Source organism: Pseudomonas sp. H1_D05, assembly GCF_054682705.1.
In genome coordinates, this window is record NZ_CP162825.1 from 446,805 (window position 1) to 467,723 (window position 20,919).

17 protein-coding genes are annotated in these 20,919 nt (G+C 60.6%); 8 read left to right on the forward strand and 9 right to left on the reverse strand.

The genetic code is table 11. The features are described from left to right. Positions 1 to 2 precede the first annotated feature (2 nt). From AB4O11_RS02055 to AB4O11_RS02070, 4 genes are all read left to right on the forward strand, one after another. Positions 3 to 2,639, forward strand: a complete 2,637-nt coding sequence (locus tag AB4O11_RS02055; RefSeq protein ID WP_460129996.1) for an RHS repeat-associated core domain-containing protein — start codon at positions 3 to 5, stop codon at positions 2,637 to 2,639. Between the two features lie 84 nt (positions 2,640 to 2,723). Further along, positions 2,724 to 4,484 (forward strand): ATP-binding protein, encoded by a 1,761-nt coding sequence (locus AB4O11_RS02060; protein WP_320336565.1) that lies wholly within the window; start codon positions 2,724 to 2,726, stop codon positions 4,482 to 4,484. Next, positions 4,484 to 5,812, forward strand: coding sequence for a sigma-54-dependent transcriptional regulator (locus tag AB4O11_RS02065; RefSeq protein WP_257356000.1), 1,329 nt, complete (start codon positions 4,484 to 4,486; stop codon positions 5,810 to 5,812). The genes AB4O11_RS02060 and AB4O11_RS02065 overlap by 1 nt, the downstream gene beginning before the upstream one ends. Before the next feature lie 515 nt (positions 5,813 to 6,327). Continuing rightward, a complete protein-coding gene (locus AB4O11_RS02070; protein ID WP_093430526.1) occupies positions 6,328 to 7,647 on the forward strand; it encodes an MFS transporter in 1,320 nt (439 codons plus the stop codon). A 150-nt stretch (positions 7,648 to 7,797) separates the two neighbouring features. Here the strand turns inward: AB4O11_RS02070 and AB4O11_RS02075 are convergent, their stop codons facing one another. Beyond that, positions 7,798 to 8,553 carry a COG4705 family protein gene (locus AB4O11_RS02075; protein WP_093430527.1) on the reverse strand — a complete coding sequence of 252 codons (756 nt, stop codon included), beginning with the start codon at positions 8,551 to 8,553 and terminating at the stop codon, positions 7,798 to 7,800. 341 nt (positions 8,554 to 8,894) lie between these two features. On the opposite strand from AB4O11_RS02075, the gene AB4O11_RS02080 reads away from it, so the two are divergent. Next, on the forward strand, positions 8,895 to 9,170 hold the full coding sequence (locus AB4O11_RS02080; RefSeq protein ID WP_064119044.1) for a hypothetical protein: 276 nt from the start codon (positions 8,895 to 8,897) through the stop codon (positions 9,168 to 9,170). A gap of 273 nt (positions 9,171 to 9,443) precedes the next feature. Continuing rightward, a complete protein-coding gene (locus AB4O11_RS02085) occupies positions 9,444 to 10,073 on the forward strand; it encodes a flavin reductase family protein (RefSeq protein ID WP_007912610.1) in 630 nt (209 codons plus the stop codon). A gap of 4 nt (positions 10,074 to 10,077) precedes the next feature. On the opposite strand, the gene AB4O11_RS02090 is transcribed toward AB4O11_RS02085, so the two are convergent. After that, a complete protein-coding gene (locus AB4O11_RS02090) occupies positions 10,078 to 10,320 on the reverse strand; it encodes a hypothetical protein (protein ID WP_116255098.1) in 243 nt (80 codons plus the stop codon). Between the two features lie 43 nt (positions 10,321 to 10,363). Next, positions 10,364 to 10,717 (reverse strand): putative quinol monooxygenase, encoded by a 354-nt coding sequence (locus tag AB4O11_RS02095; protein ID WP_093430529.1) that lies wholly within the window; start codon positions 10,715 to 10,717, stop codon positions 10,364 to 10,366. 338 nt (positions 10,718 to 11,055) lie between these two features. Here AB4O11_RS02095 and AB4O11_RS02100 point away from each other — a divergent pair, with 338 nt between their 5' ends. After that, a complete protein-coding gene (locus tag AB4O11_RS02100; RefSeq protein WP_460129998.1) occupies positions 11,056 to 11,985 on the forward strand; it encodes an AraC family transcriptional regulator in 930 nt (309 codons plus the stop codon). Positions 11,986 to 12,210: 225 nt separating this feature from the next. On the opposite strand, the gene AB4O11_RS02105 is transcribed toward AB4O11_RS02100, so the two are convergent. From AB4O11_RS02105 to AB4O11_RS02130, 6 genes are all read right to left on the reverse strand, one after another. Further along, entirely contained in the window at positions 12,211 to 13,266 is a 1,056-nt protein-coding gene (locus AB4O11_RS02105) for an ABC transporter ATP-binding protein (protein WP_460130000.1), read from the reverse strand. Positions 13,267 to 13,279: 13 nt separating this feature from the next. After that, positions 13,280 to 14,128, reverse strand: coding sequence for an ABC transporter permease (locus AB4O11_RS02110; protein ID WP_320336423.1), 849 nt, complete (start codon positions 14,126 to 14,128; stop codon positions 13,280 to 13,282). After that, complete coding sequence (locus AB4O11_RS02115) at positions 14,125 to 15,033, reverse strand: ABC transporter permease (RefSeq protein WP_099757032.1); 909 nt, start codon at positions 15,031 to 15,033, stop codon at positions 14,125 to 14,127. Before AB4O11_RS02115 ends, AB4O11_RS02110 begins: the two co-directional genes overlap by 4 nt. Positions 15,034 to 15,223: 190 nt before the next feature. Continuing rightward, positions 15,224 to 16,327 (reverse strand): ABC transporter substrate-binding protein, encoded by a 1,104-nt coding sequence (locus AB4O11_RS02120; protein ID WP_093430534.1) that lies wholly within the window; start codon positions 16,325 to 16,327, stop codon positions 15,224 to 15,226. Positions 16,328 to 16,544: 217 nt separating this feature from the next. Beyond that, positions 16,545 to 17,993: an aldehyde dehydrogenase family protein gene (locus AB4O11_RS02125; protein WP_460131029.1), complete on the reverse strand. Its 1,449-nt coding sequence runs from the start codon at positions 17,991 to 17,993 to the stop codon at positions 16,545 to 16,547. Continuing rightward, on the reverse strand, positions 17,993 to 19,630 hold the full coding sequence (locus tag AB4O11_RS02130) for a 5-guanidino-2-oxopentanoate decarboxylase (RefSeq protein ID WP_460131032.1): 1,638 nt from the start codon (positions 19,628 to 19,630) through the stop codon (positions 17,993 to 17,995). Before AB4O11_RS02130 ends, AB4O11_RS02125 begins: the two co-directional genes overlap by 1 nt. Positions 19,631 to 19,767: 137 nt before the next feature. Here AB4O11_RS02130 and AB4O11_RS02135 point away from each other — a divergent pair, with 137 nt between their 5' ends. Further along, on the forward strand, positions 19,768 to 20,649 hold the full coding sequence (locus AB4O11_RS02135) for a LysR substrate-binding domain-containing protein (protein ID WP_116255101.1): 882 nt from the start codon (positions 19,768 to 19,770) through the stop codon (positions 20,647 to 20,649). Positions 20,650 to 20,919: the final 270 nt, after the last annotated feature.

The following is a 20,919-nucleotide window of genomic DNA, read 5'->3' on the forward strand; positions in this document are numbered from 1 at the left end:
CCATGCATTCACGCACGCCCTCCCTGACAGTGATTGACGGACGAGGCCTGCCAGTTCGCAAGGTCGCCTACCTGCGAAGCATGGCAGGCAACACGTCAAGCACCCTGGTGATCTGCCAGGAACACAATTTAGCCGGGCGTCTGATCACGCAACGCGACCCGCGCTTGTCCATGGCGAACACGGCAACTGTTTATTCGTTGAATGGCAATGCGGTGCTTATCGACAGCGTGGATAGCGGCTGGCGTGTGGTGCTGCCAGGGCTGGCCGGTGAACCTTTGCGCAGGTGGGATCAGCGCGGCAGCCATTGGCGCACGTGCTTCGATGAACAACTGCGGCTCGTGGCCGTCGAGGAAAATGGCGAGGTCGATGTCGATGTGTTCACCTATTCCGACGCCTCGGCCGAAGCCGGATACAACCGTCGCGGCCAATTGCAGGAACAGAAAGACCGTTCCGGTTCGCTGCTCACGGACAGTTTTTCCCTGACCGGCCAGCCGCTGAGCGAAACCCGCACGTTCCACGACGGCGAGCAGTTCACCACTCACCATGCGTTCAGCCCGCTCGGCGCGCTGCTCGAGCAGACCGACGCCGGCGGCCATCGACGACGATCGCGCTACGGCCTGGCCGGGCACCTTCGGCAGGTACAACTGTTGATCAGCGGCCAGAGCCAATGGCAGCCGGTGTTGCTTGATGCGCAGTACAACGCCGCCGACCAGATTATCGAGCAGCAGGCCGGTAATCTTGTCCTCAGTCGCTGGACGTACGACCCTGCAGACAGTCGTCTGCACACTCAGTCCAGTCACAAAGACACCGGCGCAGTGCTGCAAGACCTCGAATATTTCTACGACCCCGTCGGCAACATTACCCGCATCGAAGACCACGCCTTCCAGCCGGTCTATTTCGCCAACCAACTGGTCGACGGTCACCGTGATTTCAGCTACGACTCGTTGTACCGACTGGTCAGCGCCAGCGGTTACGACGACGGCCCGCTCTCGGACATTCCCGGGCTGCCAACGCCCACCGACCCTAACAACCGCCTCAACTACACCCAGACCTACACTTACGACACCGGCGGCAATCTGGTGAAACTGGTGCATGTACGGGCCGGCGCCAACCGCACCGTGCAGATGCGCATTGATTCAGTCAGCAATCGCGGCGTGCGCTGGAAACCGGATGATCCGGAGCCTGACTTCGAGACACTGTTCGACCGCCATGGCAACCAGCAGAACCTGCAACCGGGACAGGCCATGCAATGGAATGCACGGGATGAACTGCAACGCGTGACGCTGATTGCCCGAGACGGCACTGATGACGACGCCGAACACTACCGTTACAGCCAGGGCGTGCGGGTGTTCAAACGCCATGAAACGTACACCGACAGGACTGTGCACTTTCATCAGGTGCGCTACCTGCCGGGCCTGGAAATCCGCAACAAGGACAACTGCGAAGAACTGCACATCATCTCGGTAGGCAGTGCGCGTTGCCTGCATTGGGCGAAAAAACCACCCGATGAAATCGCCAATGACCAAGTGCGTTACAACCTCGAAGATCATCTCGGCTCCTGCGTGATGGAGCTTGATCAACAGGGCGACCTGATCAGCCAGGAGGGTTACTACCCGTTCGGTGCCACAGCGTGGATGGCCGCACGCCACGCCGTCGAAGTGGGCTATAAATTCACCCGTTACTCAGGAAAGGAAATGGATGTCAGTGGCTTGTACTACTACGGCGAGCGCTACTACTCGCCGTGGTTACAGCGCTGGATAAGCGCCGACCCGAATGGCGATGTCGATGGCCTGAACCTGTACGCCATGGTTGGCAACAATCCACTCCTGTACGTCGACAGGACCGGCGGTAAAAAAGCCGTATTCGAATTGCTTGGCGACTTTCTCGGGATGCTGGACAAGGCTCAGACAGCGGCGAACCAGATACATAATCTGGCGACTGAATTCGACGGGCTTGTTCCGGAAAACGCCGACATCAACGAACTGCGTGCAAGCATGACTTTCGGCACCTTCCTCAAGTCAAAACACGGCATAAAATCGGTCCTCAAGGGGATAGCTGCGGGAGGTACGGTAGTCGGGCTCCTGGGCAGCGTCGTACCGGGTGCCGGGAATGCCATCGGCCTGGCAGTCGGTGCGGTTGTCGGAGCCGTGGCGATGCCTTTGTTACGCTACCACTTCTTCAAGAAAGGTCTGAAGTTGGCGCAAACGCTACACACTCAAGAACTCAAGGATGGCCTGAATACACTCGGCGAGACTGTTTCAAACGGGGTCGAAACAGTAAAGGATCTGGTCAATGGCGGCGCCGCCCTGATCGACGGCATCAAAACCTTCACCAATAACCTCAACGCCTACTCTGAGGATATTCAGCAAAGGTTCTACAAACAGCTGGACTCACTGGATGACGAAAAACAACGTCAAGTCATGAAGCTGGCGAGGACCGGAGTCGACCCGTTCGATGCCATCGACAGGATAAAGGAAACAGCTCAGACAGTACTCGACGCGCGTAGCGAAGCCGAAGAGGTTACCGAACGTCTGCAGCAACTGGAACAATCAATCGCTGAAGAACCGAGACCCAGACCCATTCCCAAACCGAGGTTGAATCTCCAGCTTCGACGCCAGGCGCGAGAAACCGCTGTCTGAGCGACGTGGTTCGCGCGAACATCGCGCTTCGCCACGTGGGCGCATGCTATCGTGCCCGCCCGTCCTGTCGACCCTTCGCCCAGCATGCTGCCGACTTCCCGTACCTTGCGTCTGTCGTTGTATACCCTGCTGATCATTGCCGGCGCAGCGCTTGCCGCCACGCTTGCGATCCGCCACGCCGAACGCCAGGCGCTGGAGGAAGACGCCGCACGCGCCAACCAGCAACTGGCGTTGTACGCCAATTCCCTGCACACCCTGATCGACCGCTACCGCGCCCTGCCCGCCGTGCTGGCGCTCGATCCGCAATTGCGTTCGGCGCTGGCCGGGCCGGTCGATGCCGACGAGCAGGCGGCGCTGAATCTCAAGCTGGAAAAGATCAACGGCGCGGCGCAATCCTCGACCCTTGAGTTGCTCGACCACTCGGGCCTCGCCGTAGCGGCGAGCAACTGGCGCTTGCCGAGCAGTTACGTCGGCCACAATTACGGTTTCCGCCCCTACTTCAGCCAGACCCGCACCCAAGGCACCGGGCGTTTTTACGCGGTGGGCGTGACCAGCGGAATTCCCGGCTATTTCCTCTCCAGCGCGGTGCTCGGCGACAACGACGAGTTCCTTGGCGCGATGGTGGTCAAGCTGGAATTCCCCGAGCTGGAACGCGAGTGGAGTCAGGGCAATGACACCCTGCTGGTCAGCGATGCGCGCGGGATCATCTTCATCGCCAACCAGCCCGGCTGGCGCTATCGCGCGCTGCGGCCATTGAGCGCCCGCGACATGGATGAGATCAAAGCCACCCGACAGTACGACAAGCAGTCGCTGCAGCCCTTGACTCATTTATCGCTGCGCCGCTTCGATGACAACAGCGACCTGCGCCGCGTCGAAGGCCCGCAAGGCACGGCCGATTACCTGTGGGAATCACTGCCCCTCAGCGCCGAAGGCTGGACCCTGCACCTGCTGCGCCATCCGCAAGTGGCGTTCGAAGACCTGCGCAACGCCGGGCTGGCCGCCGCCGGGGTGTGGCTGGCGCTGGTGTTTCTGTTGCTGTTTCTCAACCAGCGCTGGCGCCTGTCGAAAATCCGCCAGCGCAACCGTGAGGAACTGGAACAGTTAGTGGAAGAGCGCACCCGCGATTTGCGCACCGCGCAGGACGGCCTGGTGCAATCGGCCAAACTCGCCGCGCTCGGGCAGATGTCCGCCGCGCTGGCCCACGAAATCAATCAACCGCTGACCGCTCAGCGCATGCAACTGGCGACGCTGCGCCTGCTGCTCGAGCATGGCCGGGTCGACGATGCTTATAAAGCCTTGAAACCGGTAGACGAGATGCTCACGCGCATGGCTGCCCTCACCGGCCACCTCAAGACCTTCGCGCGCAAAAGCCCCAGCGGCTTGCGTGAGCGGCTGGATCTGGCGACGGTGGTCGATCAGTCATTGCAGTTACTCGATGCACGGTTGCGTGACGAACAGGTCAGTCTGGTGTTGCACCTGACGCGTCCGGCATGGGTACGCGGCGATGCGATTCGTCTCGAACAGGTGCTGATCAACCTGCTGCGCAACGCCCTCGATGCGATGCAGGGCAAAGCCTGCAAGCGTCTGGAAATCCGTCTGGAAGCCGATGAGCAACTGTGGCGGCTGAGCGTCAGCGACAACGGCGGCGGGATTGCCGAAGACCATTTGGGCCAGGTGTTCGACCCGTTCTTCACCACCAAACCGGTGGGCGACGGTCTGGGTCTCGGCCTGGCGGTATCCTTCGCCATAGTGCATGAATCCGGCGGGCGCCTGAGCGCCGAAAATGGCGACAGCGGCGCGGTGTTCAGCCTGACTTTGCCGATCGATCTGGAGGCACACATCTGATGCTCAACTCGGTGATGGTGGTTGATGACGAAAGCAGCATTCGCAGTGCTGTCGAGCAGTGGCTGAGCCTGTCGGGGTTCGCGGTGCAGTTGTTCAGCCGCGCCGAAGAATGCCTCGCCGCCCTGCCCGCGCACTTTGCCGGGGTGATCCTCAGCGACGTGCGCATGCCTGGCATGGGCGGCCTGGCGTTATTGGCCGAAGTGCAGAAACGCGACGCTGACCTGCCGGTCATTCTGCTCACCGGTCATGGCGATGTACCGATGGCCGTCGAGGCGATGCGCGACGGTGCCTACGACTTTCTGGAAAAACCGTTCAGCCCGGAAACCCTGCTCGGCAGCTTGCGCCGGGCGCTGGACAAACGCCGGCTGATTCTGGAAAACCGTGCGCTGCACGAGCAGGCCGACAACCGCGCGAAACTCGATGCGACGTTGCTCGGTGTGTCCCGTGGTTTGCAGACGTTGCGTCGGCAAGTGCTGGACCTGGCGGCGTTGCCGGTCAATGTGTTGATCCGTGGCGAAACCGGCAGCGGCAAGGAACTGGTCGCGCGCTGCCTGCATGATTTCGGCCCGCGCGCGGCCAAGCCGTTTGTGGCGCTGAACTGCGCGGCGATTCCTGAGCAGTTGTTCGAGGCCGAGTTGTTCGGTCATGAAAGCGGTGCGTTTACCGGCGCCTCGGGCAAGCGCATCGGCAAGCTGGAATACGCCGATGGCGGCACCTTGTTTCTCGATGAAATCGAAAGCATGCCGCTGGCACAACAGGTGAAACTGCTGCGCGTATTGCAGGAGCAGAAGCTTGAACGGCTGGGCTCGAACCAGAGCATTCGTGTTGACCTGCGCATTGTCGCAGCGACCAAACCCGACCTGCTCGATGAAGCCCGGGCCGGACGTTTTCGCGAGGACCTGGCGTATCGCCTGAACGTTGCCGAACTGCGCTTGCCGCCCTTGCGCGATCGCCGCGAAGACATCCCGTTGCTGTTCGAAACCTTCGCCCACAATGCCGCTGAACGCTTGGGCCGCACCTTTCCACCTTTGAGTGGCGCGCAATTGAGCCATCTGCTCAGCCACGACTGGCCGGGCAACGTGCGCGAACTGGCGAACGTTGCCGAACGCCAGGTGTTGGGCCTGGATGAACCGGCGCCGGGGATTGATCCGGGGCAATCGCTGGCGGCGCAGCAGGAAGCGTTTGAAGCGCAGTGTCTGCGCGCGGCGCTGACCCGGCACAAGGGCGATGTGAAAGCGGTGCTTGAAGAGTTGCAACTGCCGCGCCGCACGTTCAATGAAAAACTGCAGCGGCATGGGTTGAGTCGGGAGATGTTTTTGAGCGAGTGAGTCGGGCTTGGGATTTTCGGTGTGGCTGAGATCTTTCCCCCTCACCCCAGCCCTCCCGAAACGTCGGACCGCCCCCAAGGGGGCGAGGGGGAAAGGGAGCCGATCTTTATGCTGTTCGAAACCTGAGTTCGACTCGGTATCTCAGGTCGGTGCAACTCGAACAATCCACTCGGTCACCCCAGCCCTCTCCCCCAGGGGGCGAGGGGGAAGGGAGCCGATCTTTATGCTGTTCGAAACCTGAGTTCGACTCGGTATCTCAGGTCGGTGTAACTCGAACAATCCATTCGGTCAGTCCCCTCTCCCCCTGGGAGAGGGTTAGGGTGAGGGGCTTTTGATCTTCGCCCCAATAAGCGGAAATCCGCTCATCGAACCAAATCCTTCGGCAATATCCCGCTCACCCAATCCCGCCACCCCCTCTAGCCCGGCCCTCACCCCGTTGGCACACCTCCTGCTATAGCCCTCGCAGGCTGCGTTTCGACGCGCTCCACAAAAACAATTAAACGAAGGATCCTTCAATGGATAACTCCAACGCCCTGCCACTTGGGTCGGCTGCTGCGCCGGCCAAAGAAAGAACCACCGCCAGCCGGATCAAATCGATCTTCAGCGGTTCCGTCGGCAACATGGTCGAGTGGTACGACTGGTACGTGTATGCCGCCTTCTCCCTGTATTTCGCAAAAACCTTCTTCCCCGCCGGTTCCACCACCGCCCAACTGATGAACACCGCCGCGATCTTCGCCGTCGGCTTTCTGATGCGTCCGATTGGTGGCTGGCTGATGGGCATGTACGCCGACAAGGTCGGCCGTAAAAAAGCCTTGATGGCCTCGGTCTACCTGATGTGCTTCGGCTCGCTGCTGATCGCCCTCAGCCCGAACTACGAAACCATCGGCATCGGCGCGCCGATCCTGCTGGTGTTCGCGCGCTTGCTGCAAGGCCTGTCGGTCGGCGGCGAATACGGCACCTCGGCGACCTATCTGTCGGAGATGGCGACCAAGGAACGTCGCGGCTTCTTCTCCAGCTTCCAGTACGTGACCCTGATCTCCGGCCAGCTCATCGCGCTGGGCGTCCTGATCGTGCTGCAGAACGTGCTGACCACTGAACAACTGTACGCGTGGGGCTGGCGTATTCCGTTCGCCATCGGCGCGCTGTGTGCGGTCGTGGCGCTGTACCTGCGTCGCGGCATGGAAGAAACCGAGTCGTTCACCAAGAAAGAGAAGTCCAAGGAAAGCGCCATGCGCACCTTGATGCGCCATCCCAAAGAACTGTTGACCGTAGTCGGCCTGACCATGGGCGGCACCCTGGCGTTCTACACCTACACCACCTACATGCAGAAATACCTGGTGAACACCGTCGGCATGAGCATCTCCGACTCGACCACCATTTCTGCCGCCACGCTGTTCCTGTTCATGTGCCTGCAACCGATCATCGGCGGCCTCTCGGACAAGATCGGTCGTCGTCCGATCCTGATCGCCTTCGGCGTGCTGGGGACGATCTTCACCGTGCCAATCCTGATGACCCTGCACACCATTCAAACCTGGTGGGGCGCGTTCTTCCTGATCATGGCAGCGCTGATCATCGTCAGCGGCTACACCTCGATCAACGCGGTGGTGAAAGCCGAACTGTTCCCGACCGAGATCCGCGCGCTGGGCGTTGGCCTGCCATACGCACTGACCGTGTCGATCTTCGGCGGCACCGCTGAATACATCGCGCTGTGGTTCAAGAGCATCGGCATGGAAACCGGTTACTACTGGTATGTGACGGCGTGCATCGCGGTGTCGTTGCTGGTGTACATCACCATGAAGGACACCCAGAAGCATTCGCGCATTGTGACTGACTGACCGGTGTAGATTCAGTCACCATTGTGGTGATTGTTCTGGCCCCTTCGCGAGCAAGCTCGCTCCCACAGTGGTCGGTGGTGTTCACATATTCTGTGGGCACCCCATTACCCTGTGGGAGCGAGCTTGCTCGCGAATGAGCTCAACTCGGTATTAAGTCAACTCGGCAACCTGCGGCTTGCCATAACGTTTCTGCGCATACGAAGCGCCGACAATCATCACCAGCAGAATCCCCGCCAGCACCGCCGACGAACCGATGGTGCCAAAGTCCAGCCCGCCCTTCTCATGGGGCTTGGTCATCAAGTCACCCAACGTCGCGCCAAACGGCCGGGTCAGCACGAACGCCACCCAGAACAGCACCACCGTGGAAATCTTCGTGAAGTATTTCAGCAGCACGACCACGGCAATCGTCGAGCCGATCAGTAACGCACCACCGGCAAATCCCAGGCCCGAGTCGTCGGCCAGGTAATCGCCCAGCGCGGTGCCGAGGGTGTTGGAGAACAGAATCGCCATCCAGTAGAACATCTCGCCACGGAAGGTCTGCACCTTGCTGACGTTGAGCGAATCACCGCTCAGGCGCCAAGCGGCGAAGATCGCCAGCAGGATCGCGATAAGGATCATCGAGCCGGTGGCGTAACCGAGTCCGAGGGTGCGGTCCATGAAGTCCGACATGGTCGTGCCGGCGGTGCTGGTGGACAGGATCACGATCCAGTACAGCAGCGGCTTGTAGGTCTTGGCCATCAACTGCGTGATCAGCGTCAGCACAAACACGCTGATCAGGATCAGCGAGCTCATGGCGTAGCCGACGTTGAGGGTCATCGACAACAAATCGCCCGCGGTTTCCCCCAGGGTCGTCGCGCAGATTTTCATGACCCAGAAGGCCAAGGTGATTTGAGGCAGTTTATTCATCGCAGGCAACGCTCCAGTGTGTGACGGCCGGTTCTTGGTTTTCTGGCCACGGGCAGACTGGCGTTGCAACGGTGAAAAAGCGGTCGGCAAAGTATGAAAAATCTGTCATGCCGCACAAAACAGCGATTAATCGCTAATTAATGCTGCCCCCTCATTCTGCAATCACCTGATCGATGACCTGCGCGACGCTCGCTGCGACGACGAAAGCGAATTCAACGCGTCGCCCTTAACATCAAGTTAATCGATTGTTCTTAGCATTAATTTGCGCTTTTTAATCAATTTATTTGGCGTAGCATTAGACCCATGCAACACACATCGCCAACGAATCCGGAGTAACCGACATGAAAACCAAACTGATCCTCGCCCTGACCCTGTCCGTACTGGCCGCCAACACTTTCGCTGCCGATGGCTCGGACAAAACCAAATCCGCTGACTTCATCAACGGTGCCAGCGCCGCCATCGAAACCAGCCACACCGGCACTTACGCTGCTGATGGATTTGATAAAACCAACATCGGCAAAGCTGTTGCTGCCGATGGCTTCGATAAAACCAACCTGGGTAAAACGGTCGCTGCTGACGGCTTCGACAAAACCGGCACCGCCGCTGCCATCAGCTAAGTATCAGCAGTCCTCCCACAGCCCGGCCTTGGCCGGGCTTAGTCATTTTGGGGCATGCCCCTTTCATGAGTTCACACCGAACCCTGTGGGAGCGAGCTTGCTCGCGAAGGCGTTGTGTCAGGCGATATCAATGCAACTGACCCGACGCTTTCGCGAGCAAGCTCGCTCCCACAGGGGAATTTCATAGCCTGGAATTCCGGTGTCTGCTGGAAATATGCGTTGCGTGCTTGCACTATTGGCCACCTGACTCAGCACTCTCCAGGACCACCCGCCATGCCCGATGACATCCATTTCTACGAACCCGCCAACGGCCACGGTCTGCCCCACGATCCGTTCAACGCCATCGTCGGCCCACGCCCGATCGGCTGGATTTCTTCACAGGATGCCAACGGCCGCTTGAACCTGGCGCCGTACAGCTTCTTCAATGCCTTCAACTACATTCCGCCGATCATTGGTTTTTCCAGCGTCGGGCGCAAAGACAGCCTGAACAACATCGAGCAGACCGGCGAGTTCGTCTGGAACCTCGCCACCCGGCCGCTGGCCGAGCAGATGAACCAGAGCTGCGCGATGGTCGCGCCTGAGGTCAACGAGTTTGAATTGGCGGGTTTGACGACAGTGGCGTCAAAGGTGATTTCAGTACCACGGGTCGCAGAAAGTCCGGTGTCCTTCGAATGCAAGGTCACGCAGATCATTCAATTGCAGCGCGCTGATGGCGAGACGGTGCCGAGCTGGCTGATCCTCGGCGAAGTGGTCGCCGTGCATATCGCCAAGTGGCTGTTGAAGGATGGAATCTACGACACCGCCGCAGCAGAACCGATTCTGCGCGGCGGCGGGCCGGCGGATTATTTCCAGTTGGGGCCTGAGGCCCTGTTCAAGATGTGGCGTCCGGGCGCCAACAAGTAACGCGTTACCAGATCAACTCGGCGTCTTCAGTGACGCCATTGAGGTTATCCAGCTCCTTGATGGCCGCTTCATCAGCGGCAATGGCGCCGGGGAAGATCTGGTCATTCAACAGTTTGTGAAAGCGTGGTGCACCGCCATCGACCAGGGCCTTGACCGCGATTGCCGCGTGATAGCCCTTGTTGCCGCCCAACTCGACGGGGACGACTGCGGAAACTGCTTCGAAGTGTTCGAACTCTTTACGTGCCATGTCACATATCCCGGCTCAGACAAACAAGCCGGACATTAAACCCTCAACCGACGAGTTTGTGTACCGGCGCCGGGCATTGACCGAGGGCTTGCGCCGCCGACACGTCCTTGAACGTGTGGAAGTCGAGGCTGTTGACCACCAGTTCCTGCACCAGCTCGGCGAAGATTTCCATCGATGGGCTGTTGAAATAGTTGGTCATCATTTGCTGGCTGCTCCAGAAGCCGGAGACCAGCCACAACTCGGGATCACACTGCGAATGCTGCAACGCAAAGCTCAGGCAACCGGGGGCGGCGCGGGACGGCTCGATCAACGCGCTCAGGCGTACACCGAGTTCCGCCGAACGCCCGGCGCGCGCTCGAACGAAGGCCATATGACTGACGGGAATCTGCTTGGACATGTTCAACCCTCCCAGGGAGTCGCGTGGCAGCCGGGGGACGGGCTGCGACAGGATCAAAGGTTAAGGGCCGCACGCCAGCCGCCGTTAGTCGATTCCTGTCGCTGAGTTGCACAATCCTGCGAGACTGCGCAGAAGACCTGTAACAACCTGTAAAACTGCGTCACACGGTTGTCATACGGCGTATCAAGCAACTTTGCCGCCCTACAACCTGCTATGGCTGAGCCCGCCCACAATCCCATGCAGGATCAGGCAAGCATTTCGCAGGATGTGTCTACCGCTGGCGCTTGCACAAACATATGTTCTGCTCCATTCCACCTCCCCTGCCGAGGATGCCGTGCATGACGTCATTCGATCGTTTTCAAGCCGAACCCACCGTTGACATGGAAAAACAGCGCGCGGAACTGGCGGCGATCATCCGCCGCAACACCACCGACGATGGCAGCTACGAGACCGCCATCGGCTCGCTGTTCATGTCGCGTCACACCCGATCCCACGACTTTGCCCCGGTGCTCGCGCAACCGGCGCTGTGCATCATGGCGCAGGGACGCAAAGAGGTGCGGCTGGCCGACGAGTTCTTCAATTACGATCCGCTGAATTACCTGGTGGTGTCGGTTTCGATGCCGTTGAGCGGGCGCGTGGTGAATGTCTCGCCAGAAGAACCGATCCTCGCCGTGCGCCTGGATATCGACCCGACCGAAATCACCGCGCTGATCGCCGACGCCGGTCCGATGGGCGTGCCGACGCGGCCGACCGGGCGGGGTTTGTATGTCGAGCAGATTGACAGTTCGATGCTCGATGCCGTGCTGCGACTGGCCCGCTTGCTCGATGCACCGAAAGACATCGCCATGCTCGCGCCGCTGATTCGCCGGGAGATTCTTTATCGCCTGTTGCGCAGCCCGCAGGGCCATCGTTTGTATGAAATCGCGATCGCCAATAGCCAGAGCCATCGCATCAGTCAGGCGATCAAATGGTTGAACGGCAACTTCGAACAGCCGCTGCGCATTGATGATTTGGCGAAAGAAGTGAACCTCAGCGTCTCGACATTGCATCACCGTTTCAAGGCGATGACGGCGATGAGCCCGTTGCAGTATCAGAAGCAGTTGCGCCTGCAAGAGGCGCGGCGGTTGATGTTGGCGGAGGGGCTGGAAGCGTCGGCGGCGGGGTATCGCGTCGGGTATGAAAGTCCGTCGCAGTTCAGCCGTGAGTACAGCCGCTTGTTTGGTGCACCGCCGTTAAGGGATTTGGCGCGGTTGCGGCTTTCGGTGTGACCGTTAGAAGCCCCTCACCCTAGCCCTCTCCCCGAGGGAGAGGGGACTGAATGGGGGATATTGAAGAAGTACGCTGACCTGAAAGTACTTTGCCGAATCCATAATCGACTCGATATCTCAGGTCGATGGATAGCGCCAGACACCTCGGTCGGCCCCCTCTCCCTCCGGGCGGTCCGACGTTTCGGGAGGGCTGGGGTGAGGGGCGATTTGGAGTCAGCCCCCAATCTAAGCTCCCAACACCCGACAAGCCTCCACCGGCAACGTCACCGACACCGGATGCCCGATCGCCAATCCGATCCCCTGACACGGCGTACTCAACGCCGTAAACGTCACCCCGGAACACTCCACCGTGGTCTCGATGGTCGCGCCGATATCACGCACAAACGTCACCTTGCCGAGCAAGCGATTCCCCGCCGTCGCCTGCGCTGCCGACAGTTGCAGGTCTTCCGGACGAATCAGCATCTTCACTTTCTGCCCCACGACAATGCTGCTACAGATCGGCACTTGCAGCGCGTCACCACCCGGCAGGCTGACCTTGCCATCGCCCAGCGCCGTGGCCGGGAAAATATTGCCCGAGCCGATGAAGTCCGCGACAAACTCATTGGCCGGATGCCGATAGATGTCAATCGGCGTACCGACCTGCTGCACCTTGTGTTCGCCCAGCACGACGACGATATCGGCCATGGTCATCGCTTCGCGCTGATCGTGGGTGACCATGATCGTGGTGATGTTCAGGCGCTGCTGCAGTTGGCGGATTTCCACCTGCATCGATTCGCGCAGCTTGGCGTCGAGCGCCGACAGCGGCTCATCGAGCAGGAGGATTTTCGGGTGCGAGGCAATCGCCCGGGCAATCGCCACGCGCTGCCGCTGGCCGCCGGAAAGTTTCCCCACCGGGCGATCGATCATCGCCTGCAACTGGATCAGCTCCAGCAACTCGACCACGCGCTTGTGCTGATCAGCCTTGCTGACGCCGCGCAGTTTCAGCGGGTAGGCGATGTTCTCGCCGACGGTCATGTGCGGGAACAGCGCCAGCGACTGGAACACCATGCCGAAGTTGCGCAGGTGCGCCGGGGTCTGGCCGATGTCCTCGCCGTCCAGGCGAATCTCGCCGCCAGTGAGGGTTTCCAGCCCGGCGATCATCCGCAGCAAGGTGGTTTTGCCGCAGCCGGACGGGCCGAGGAAACACACCAGTTTGCCTTCCGGCAAATGCAGGTTGACGTCTTGTACCGCGCACGCCGAGCCGTAGAATTTCTCGACGTTTTCCAGAATCAGACCAGTCATGTTGCACCTCAAATCAAAAGGAAACGCCGCCCTCGCCCACCAGCTTCTCCAGCGCCCAGATCAGGACGAAGTCGATCAGCACGATCAGCACGGCAAACGAGAACACGGTAGGGTCGAGCGATGACACGGTGCGGCTGTACATCCAGATCGGCACGGTCATGACGTCGATGGTGTAGAGGAAATAGGTCACGGTGAATTCGTTGAACGAGACGATGAACGCCAGCAGCATGCCCGCCAGAATCCCCGACTTCATCAACGGCACCACCACATCGACAATCGCGCGCAGCGGTGAAGCGCCAAGCATTCGCGCCGCTTCCTCGACTTCGCTGCCGATGGAAAGCATCGCTGCGGTACAGTTCTTCACCACAAACGGCAAGGCCAGAATCACGTGGGCAATCACCAGCCGCGAAGTGGTCAGGTGGAACGGCAGGCTGTCGAACACCAACAACAAGGCCAGGCCTAACACGACCATCGGAAACACCAGCGGCAGTGACATCAGTTGCAGCGCCACGGCCTTGCCACGGAATTCGCAGCGGGTCAGCGCATACGCGGCAGGCACCGCGATCAGCGTGGCAAAAACCATCGTCAGGCACGACACCAACAGGCTGGTGGCCATGGCCTGACCGAGGCTGAGCACGTCGCTGGCGTCCGGCGAAACAAAGGTGTGCCAGGCCGCTTTGTACCATTGCAGGCTGTAGCTGCTCGGTGGGAAGTCGAGGTTCGACGCACCGCTGAACGACATGACGATCATGGTCAGGATCGGCAACACCGCCAGCAGCAGAATGCAGCCGGAGAGGATGCCGGCGAACTTGCCGGTTTCGCCGGGCAACAGCGCCATGCGCTTCTTGGTCAGGGCACTCATTGCGAAGCCTCCAGCAGACGCCGACGACGGCCAGTGATGTATTCAGAGAGAGTCATGATCGCCAGCGTGGTGACGATCAGCACCACCCCGGCTGCCGACGCGGCGGGCCAGTTCATCAGCGGCGCGATCTGGTCATGCACCATCACCGCCAGCATCGGCACCCGCCGGCCACCGAGCAGCAACGGCACGACAAAACTGCTGGCGTTGTAGGCGAACACCAACGTTGCACCGGTGATGATCCCGGGCAAACTCATCGGCAGAACCACTTGGCGGAACACTTGAAAACGGCTGGCACCGAGGGTCGCAGCCGCTTCCTCATAGGTGCGGGCGACGCCGCGCATGGCGCTGGCAATCGGCAACACCGCGAGTGGAAACGCTGTTTGCACCAGCCCCATCAGGACGCCGTTCTGGTTGTACAGCAACATGATCGGCCGCTTGATCAGACCGAGGCCCATCAGCGCCTGATTGAGCATGCCGCCGGGCCCGAGAATCACCAGCCAGCCATAGCTTTGCAGCAGCAGATTGACCAGCAACGGCAGCAGCACCGCTGCGAGGAAAATTCGCCGCAGAAACGGCGAGGTCAGCCGCGACATGGTGTACGCCACCGGGATCGCCAGCACCACGGCAATCACCGCGCTGATCAGTGCCAGACGCAAGGTCAGCAGCAAGGATTTCAAGTAATAGGGTTCGAGCAACTGGGCATAACTGGCCAGGCTGAAACCGCTCCACTCCGCGCCTTTGGTGCCGACGCTCATGCGCAGCACCAGCAGGCTGGCGGCGATCAGCACGCCGAGAAACAGCATCGACGGCGTGAGGAAAAACCACGCCCGCGCGGTGGGCGAAACACCGCGCATCGGGCGCACGGCAGCAGCGCCGACCGCTTGGGTCAGGGATTGATGTTCCATAGCAATAATCTCGTCAATGGAAAAACAACTGACGAACACAACTCTCCAAACCACCCCCGCCCCCTTGTAGGAGTGAGCCTGCTCGCGATAGCGGTGTGTCAGCCACCTAATAGGTTGACTGGTATGACGCTATCGCGAGCAGGCTCACTCCTACAGGGGATTTGTGGTGTTCTGAAGGTTTGTGTTCGGCTCAGGAAGAAAAGATTTCCGTATAACGACGAATCCATTGGTCATGCACGGTGGCCAGGAAGGCGTTGTCGTGCATGATCGCCTTCTCGGCAATCTGCTCCGGCGTGAGGATGAACGGGCTCTTGCGCGCTTCGGCGGAGATGATCGCCTTGGCGTTGACCGGGCCGTTGAAGATGTCCTCGGCCATCTTGCCCTGCACCAGCGGGTCGAGGGAGTGGTCGATGAAGGCGTAGGCCAGGTCGGTGTCGCCCGGCCGATTCTTCGGCATCACCGAGAGCATCAGGTCGGTGTAGAACCCTTCCTTCATGCCGAACGTAGCGCCGAGGCCGTAGTTCGGATCGCGAATCTGTTTGGGGAAAAATGCCGGGGCATAGAGGCCGCCCATGTCCAGCGAACCGGTGCGGAACAGCTCGGCAATCTGGTTCGGGTTTTCGCCCAACGTCACCACGCGATCCTTGAGTTCGGCGAGCTTCTTGAAGCCCGGCTCAATGTTGTGTTCGTCACCGCCGGCCAGTTTCGCGGCGATGATGATCAGGTCCATCGCCTCGGTCCAGTTCGGCGGTGGCAGAAAAATATTCGGTGCCAGATCGGCATCCCACAACGCGGCATAACTGCTCGGCGCCTCTTTCTGGGTGCGAGTGCTGTAGACCAGACTGTTGCACCACAACAGGTAACCGATGCCGTGCCCGTTGGCGCCGGTACGGTATTTTTCCGGGACGTCGACCAGGTTGGGAATGCGGTTGAGGTCGGGTTTTTCCAGCAGCCCGGCGGCCGCCAGACCTTCGGCGCCGACGCCTGCCAACGTGATGATGTCGTACTGCGGACGATCACCGCCGGCCTTGAGTTTGGCGACCATTTCCGAAGTGCTGCCGGTGCGGTCGGCGATGACCTTGGCGCCAGTCTTGGCTTCGAACGTGGCGGCGATGTTGCGCAGTGCCGCGAGGCCGGTGTCATCCGACCAGGTCAGCAAACGCAGGGTCTTGCCGGCGAAGCGGGTGTCGCTGGCGCTCGCCCGGATGAAGGGCATGCTCAGGGCAGCCGCCGCCACCGAGGCGACGCCGACGGTTTTAATGAATTGACGCCTGTTCAGATCGTGCTCGCCCATGACGGACTCCCTTTGTTCTTTTAAGTATGAGGTTGGTCGCAACTGTTGCATCCGCGCGGCCGGGTCCGCTGAAAGCCTTGTTTTCAAAGGCCTGCAGCGCTGCCGACGGGTTCATCCTGAGCTCGTGCAAAACACCTGACTATCGATAAAAACTCATTGAAGCCATGACGCCGACGCATGCCTCGTTGCGAGGCATGCGCTGACCTTTTTCGGGCGTTCAGAGCGCCCGGATCACGTGTTTGATTTCCTGAAACGCGGCCAGGCCCCACGGCCCCAATTCGCGGCCGATGCTGCTCTGCTTGTAACCGCCCCACGCCGCCTGCGGGAAGATCACTTGCGGCGCGTTGAGCCACACCAGCCCTGCCTGCAGGGCGTTGGCGACCCGCTCGGCGGTCTCGGCGTTACGCGTCACCACACTGGCGACCAGGCCAAATTGGCTGTCGTTGGCCAGGGCAATTGCCTCGGCTTCGCTGCTGAAACTGCGCACACACAGCACCGGGCCGAAAATCTCTTCGCACCACAGCGCACTGTCGAGGGGCACGTCGGTGAACACCGTCGGCTGCAAAAAATAACCGCGTGGCAGATCTGCCGGACGATTACCGCCGCACACCAGCTTCGCGCCAGCGCTCAGCCCCCGGTCGATGTGACCAAGCACGCGCTGGTATTGCGCCTGATTGACCAGTGCGCCCATCTCCACGTCCGGGTCGAACGGATCCGCCACGCGAATCGCTTGCGCACGCTTGTGCAAACGTTCAAGGAATTCATCCGCCAATTCATCGGCAACCAACACACGGCTGGTGGCCGAGCACATCTGCCCGGCATTGAAGAAACCGCCACCGCAAGCCAGCTCGACCGCTAATTGCAGATCAGCATCTTCGAGCACCAGCAGCGAAGATTTGCCGCCCAGTTCCAGGCTCACGCCCTTCACCGTTTCGGCGGCACGCTGCATCACCTGGACACCGACGGCGTTACTACCGGTGAAGGAAATCTTGGCGATGCGCGGATCCGCCGACAGTGGTGCACCGACCGCCAGACCAGTACCGCAAACGACGTTGAACACGCCGTTGGGCAGGCCGGCTTCGGCGATGATCGCCGCCAGTTCCAGCTCCGGCAGCGGCGTGACTTCCGACGGTTTCAGCACCACGCAGCACCCGGCGGCGAGGGCCGGCGCGAGTTTCCATGCGGTGGTGACCATGGGGAAATTCCACGGCACGATCAGCCCGACCACGCCGCACGGCTCGCGGCGCAAGCGTGCGCTGAAATCATCGCTGGGCAGCGGCACGTTGCTGTCCTGTCTGGCGTCGAGGCCTTCAGCGAGTTCGGCGTAGTACTCGAAGGTGGCGATCACATCGTCGACGTCGATGGCCGCTTCGAACTGCGGTTTGCCGTTGTTGCTCGATTGCAGTTTCATCAAGTGATCGCGACCGTTGCGCACGCCATTGGCGATGTTGCGCAGAATCGCGCCGCGCTCGGCACCGCTGGTTTGCGACCAGTCCCTGAATGCTTCAGTCGCAGCGCTCACGGCCTGGCTCACCGCGTGCTCGTCACCACCATTGACCGTGGTCAGCAACGCCTCAGTGGCCGGGTTGATCACGCGCAGATGTTCGCGGCCGGCCGACCATTGGCCGTTGATGTAGAGGCCGTCGAGTGTGGTTGGAAAATTGATCATTGGGCCACCGCCTGCATCCACAGGTTCTGGTCGATTTCGATCACGGTCGGGCCTTGGCGATCGGTCGCGGCACGCAGTGCACTGCGCAGTTGTTCCACTGAGTTGATCGCTTCGGCGGCGCAGCCGAGGGCCTTGGCCACGCCAATGAAGTCCGGGGTGTAGATGTCGACGCCGACCGGTTCGATGGCGCGGTTGACCATGTATTTCTTGATCTCTTCGTAGCCCTGGTTATTCCACAGCAGGACGATCACCGGGGTGCGCGCTTCGACGGCGCTGGCCAGTTCCGGCAGGGTGAACTGCAGACCGCCGTCGCCGATCAGGCACACCACCGGTGGCCGTGCGCCTTTGTCGAGTTGTCCACCGAGCCATGCGCCAATCGCTGCCGGCAACGCATAGCCGAGGGTGCCGTAGCCGGTCGACGAGTTGAACCAGCGACGCGGACGCTCCGGGTTGAAGGTCAGGTTGCCGGTGTACACCGGTTGCGTGGAGTCGCCGACGAACACCGCGTCGGGCAATTCGTGCAGCACGGTTTCGAGGAAACGGGTTTGCGCCAGCGTCGCTGCATCCCAGGTCGCGGCCAGATCATCACGCAGACGCGCCGCGCGTACCTGGCCCCAATCGTTGCGGCGCTCGGCCAGCGTTTTGTGCGACAAGGCGCTGAGCAATGCCTGCGCGGCATTGCGCGAATCGGCAACCAGGGCGACGTGTGGCGGATAGTTACGCACGGTCTGATCGGCGTCGATGTCGATGCGCAGCAGCTTGCCGGGAATCTCGAAACCACCGGCGAAGGTCACGTCGTAATCGGTTTCGGCCAGTTCGGTGCCGATCGCCAGCACCACATCGGCATCCGCGACCAATTCGCGGGTGGCGACCAGACTTTGTGTAGAGCCGATCAGCAGCGGATGCGCCGACGGCAACAGACCTTTGGCGTTGATGGTCAACGCTACAGGTGCGTCGAGCAGTTCAGCCAGTTCGGTAAGCTCTGCTGCGGCATCGATCGCACCGCCACCGGCGAGAATCAACGGACGTTGGGCACCGGCCAGCAACGCGCTCATACGACTCACGGCAGCGGGCGCGGCACCGGCGCGGTCGATGTTGACCGGGACACTGGCGAGCAACTCATCGGCCTCTTCCACCAACACGTCCAGCGGAATTTCGATGTGCACCGGACGCGGACGCCCGGCCTGGAACAAGGCGAATGCGCGAGCGAGCACGCCGGGCAATTCCGACGCCGACATCAGGGTGTGAGAGAACGCTGCGACGCCAGCGACCAGTGCGCTCTGGTTCGGCAACTCGTGCAGCTTGCCGCGCCCGCCGCCCAACTGGTTGCGGCTCTGTACGCTGGAGATCACCAGCATCGGGATCGAGTCGGCGTAAGCCTGGCCCATGGCGGTGGAGATGTTGGTCATGCCCGGGCCGGTAATGATGAAGCACACACCCGGTTTGCCGCTGGTGCGCGCATAACCGTCGGCCATGAAACCGGCGCCCTGTTCATGCCGTGGGGTGACGTGGTTGATGCTCGAACGGGCCAGCCCGCGATACAGCTCAACGGTGTGCACGCCGGGAATGCCGAACACCTGCTCGACCCCATAACCTTCGAGTAACTTGACCAGTACTTCGCCACACGTCGCCATGTCATTGCCCTTCTTGTTCGTTTGAGACACAAGGCCCATGCAGGCCTTCAATGGGCTCATTGAACGGTCGGCAGGTAGCGGCAACAATCGATTAAAAGTCATACTAGCCATGTCCTCACGTCATACCTTGGATCCCCATGAAACGACTGCCTCCCCTGCCCGCCCTGCACACGTTTCTGATCACCGCGCAGTGCTGCAACTTCACCCGGGCCGCCGAGCAATTGCACATCACACAAGGCGCGGTGAGCCGGCAGATCGCCGGGCTGGAAGATCATCTGGGGTATGAACTGTTCATCCGTCTGGCCCGTGGCCTGGAGTTGACGGCCGAAGGCCGGGAGTGGTTGCCACGAGTGGAGAAGGTCTTCGGACTGATCACTGAGGCCACCGAGCAGATCGGTCTCAAGCGCGAAACCCTGCAACTCAAGGCGCCCAGTTGTGTGATGCGCTGGCTGGTGCCGCGCCTGCTGCAATGGCAAAAGGAACGCCCGGATGTGCCGGTCAAACTGACCACGACGTTGGCCCATGGCGTGGATTTTCAGCGCGAGCAGTTCGACGCGGCGGTGATCTATGGAGCGCCGCCGGACAACTCCTCGACCGCGCTGCATCTGTTCGATGAACAACTGACCCCGGTTTGCTCACCGGCACTTTTGAAAGGCCCACCGGAACTGTCTGACCCGGCTGATCTGCAACAGCATCTGTTGCTGCATCCGACCCGCGACACTCAGGACTGGAAGGTCTGGCTGACGGCGGCCGAACTGCAGTTGAATAACGTCAACATGGGCCAGCATTTCGAAACGCTGGATCAGGCGATGTCGATGGCGTCGCATGGGACGGGGGTGGCGATTGGCGACTGGTCGTTGATCGGCGACGACTTGCGTGCCGGACGGCTGGTGATGCCGTTTGAATTGAAGGTGAGGACGGGGTTGGCGTATTACGTGGTGGTGCCTGCGGGAACCGAGCCTTCGCCGCAGCTGGAAGAATTGATGATCTGGCTGGTTGAGCAGGCGCATTTGCGGTGAGGCTATTTCCCCTCACCCTAACCCTCTCCCAGGGGGAGAGGGGACTGATTGGGGGATGCTCTGGAGATACGCCGACGTGAAATTACTGCGTTGAATCCATAACCGACTTGATCACTCAGGTCGATGTCCAACGCCAGACACCTCGGTCGGCTCCCCTCCCCCTCTCCCTCCGGGAGAGGGGACTGAATGGGGGATGCTCTAGAAATACGCCGACGTGAAATTACTGCGTTGAATCCATAATCGACTCGATCACTCAGGTCGATGTACAAC

What these genes read in the sequence shown, in the direction of transcription:
- AB4O11_RS02055 (WP_460129996.1), top strand. Translation starts at nt 3, where the DNA reads ATGCATTCACGCACGCCCTCCCTGACAGTGATTGACGGACGAGGCCTG.
- AB4O11_RS02060 (WP_320336565.1), top strand. Translation starts at nt 2,724, where the DNA reads ATGCTGCCGACTTCCCGTACCTTGCGTCTGTCGTTGTATACCCTGCTG.
- AB4O11_RS02065 (WP_257356000.1), top strand. Translation starts at nt 4,484, where the DNA reads ATGCTCAACTCGGTGATGGTGGTTGATGACGAAAGCAGCATTCGCAGT.
- AB4O11_RS02070 (WP_093430526.1), top strand. Translation starts at nt 6,328, where the DNA reads ATGGATAACTCCAACGCCCTGCCACTTGGGTCGGCTGCTGCGCCGGCC.
- AB4O11_RS02075 (WP_093430527.1), bottom strand. Translation starts at nt 8,553, where the DNA reads ATGAATAAACTGCCTCAAATCACCTTGGCCTTCTGGGTCATGAAAATC.
- AB4O11_RS02080 (WP_064119044.1), top strand. Translation starts at nt 8,895, where the DNA reads ATGAAAACCAAACTGATCCTCGCCCTGACCCTGTCCGTACTGGCCGCC.
- AB4O11_RS02085 (WP_007912610.1), top strand. Translation starts at nt 9,444, where the DNA reads ATGCCCGATGACATCCATTTCTACGAACCCGCCAACGGCCACGGTCTG.
- AB4O11_RS02090 (WP_116255098.1), bottom strand. Translation starts at nt 10,320, where the DNA reads ATGGCACGTAAAGAGTTCGAACACTTCGAAGCAGTTTCCGCAGTCGTC.
- AB4O11_RS02095 (WP_093430529.1), bottom strand. Translation starts at nt 10,717, where the DNA reads ATGTCCAAGCAGATTCCCGTCAGTCATATGGCCTTCGTTCGAGCGCGC.
- AB4O11_RS02100 (WP_460129998.1), top strand. Translation starts at nt 11,056, where the DNA reads ATGACGTCATTCGATCGTTTTCAAGCCGAACCCACCGTTGACATGGAA.
- AB4O11_RS02105 (WP_460130000.1), bottom strand. Translation starts at nt 13,266, where the DNA reads ATGACTGGTCTGATTCTGGAAAACGTCGAGAAATTCTACGGCTCGGCG.
- AB4O11_RS02110 (WP_320336423.1), bottom strand. Translation starts at nt 14,128, where the DNA reads ATGAGTGCCCTGACCAAGAAGCGCATGGCGCTGTTGCCCGGCGAAACC.
- AB4O11_RS02115 (WP_099757032.1), bottom strand. Translation starts at nt 15,033, where the DNA reads ATGGAACATCAATCCCTGACCCAAGCGGTCGGCGCTGCTGCCGTGCGC.
- AB4O11_RS02120 (WP_093430534.1), bottom strand. Translation starts at nt 16,327, where the DNA reads ATGGGCGAGCACGATCTGAACAGGCGTCAATTCATTAAAACCGTCGGC.
- AB4O11_RS02130 (WP_460131032.1), bottom strand. Translation starts at nt 19,630, where the DNA reads ATGGCGACGTGTGGCGAAGTACTGGTCAAGTTACTCGAAGGTTATGGG.
- AB4O11_RS02135 (WP_116255101.1), top strand. Translation starts at nt 19,768, where the DNA reads ATGAAACGACTGCCTCCCCTGCCCGCCCTGCACACGTTTCTGATCACC.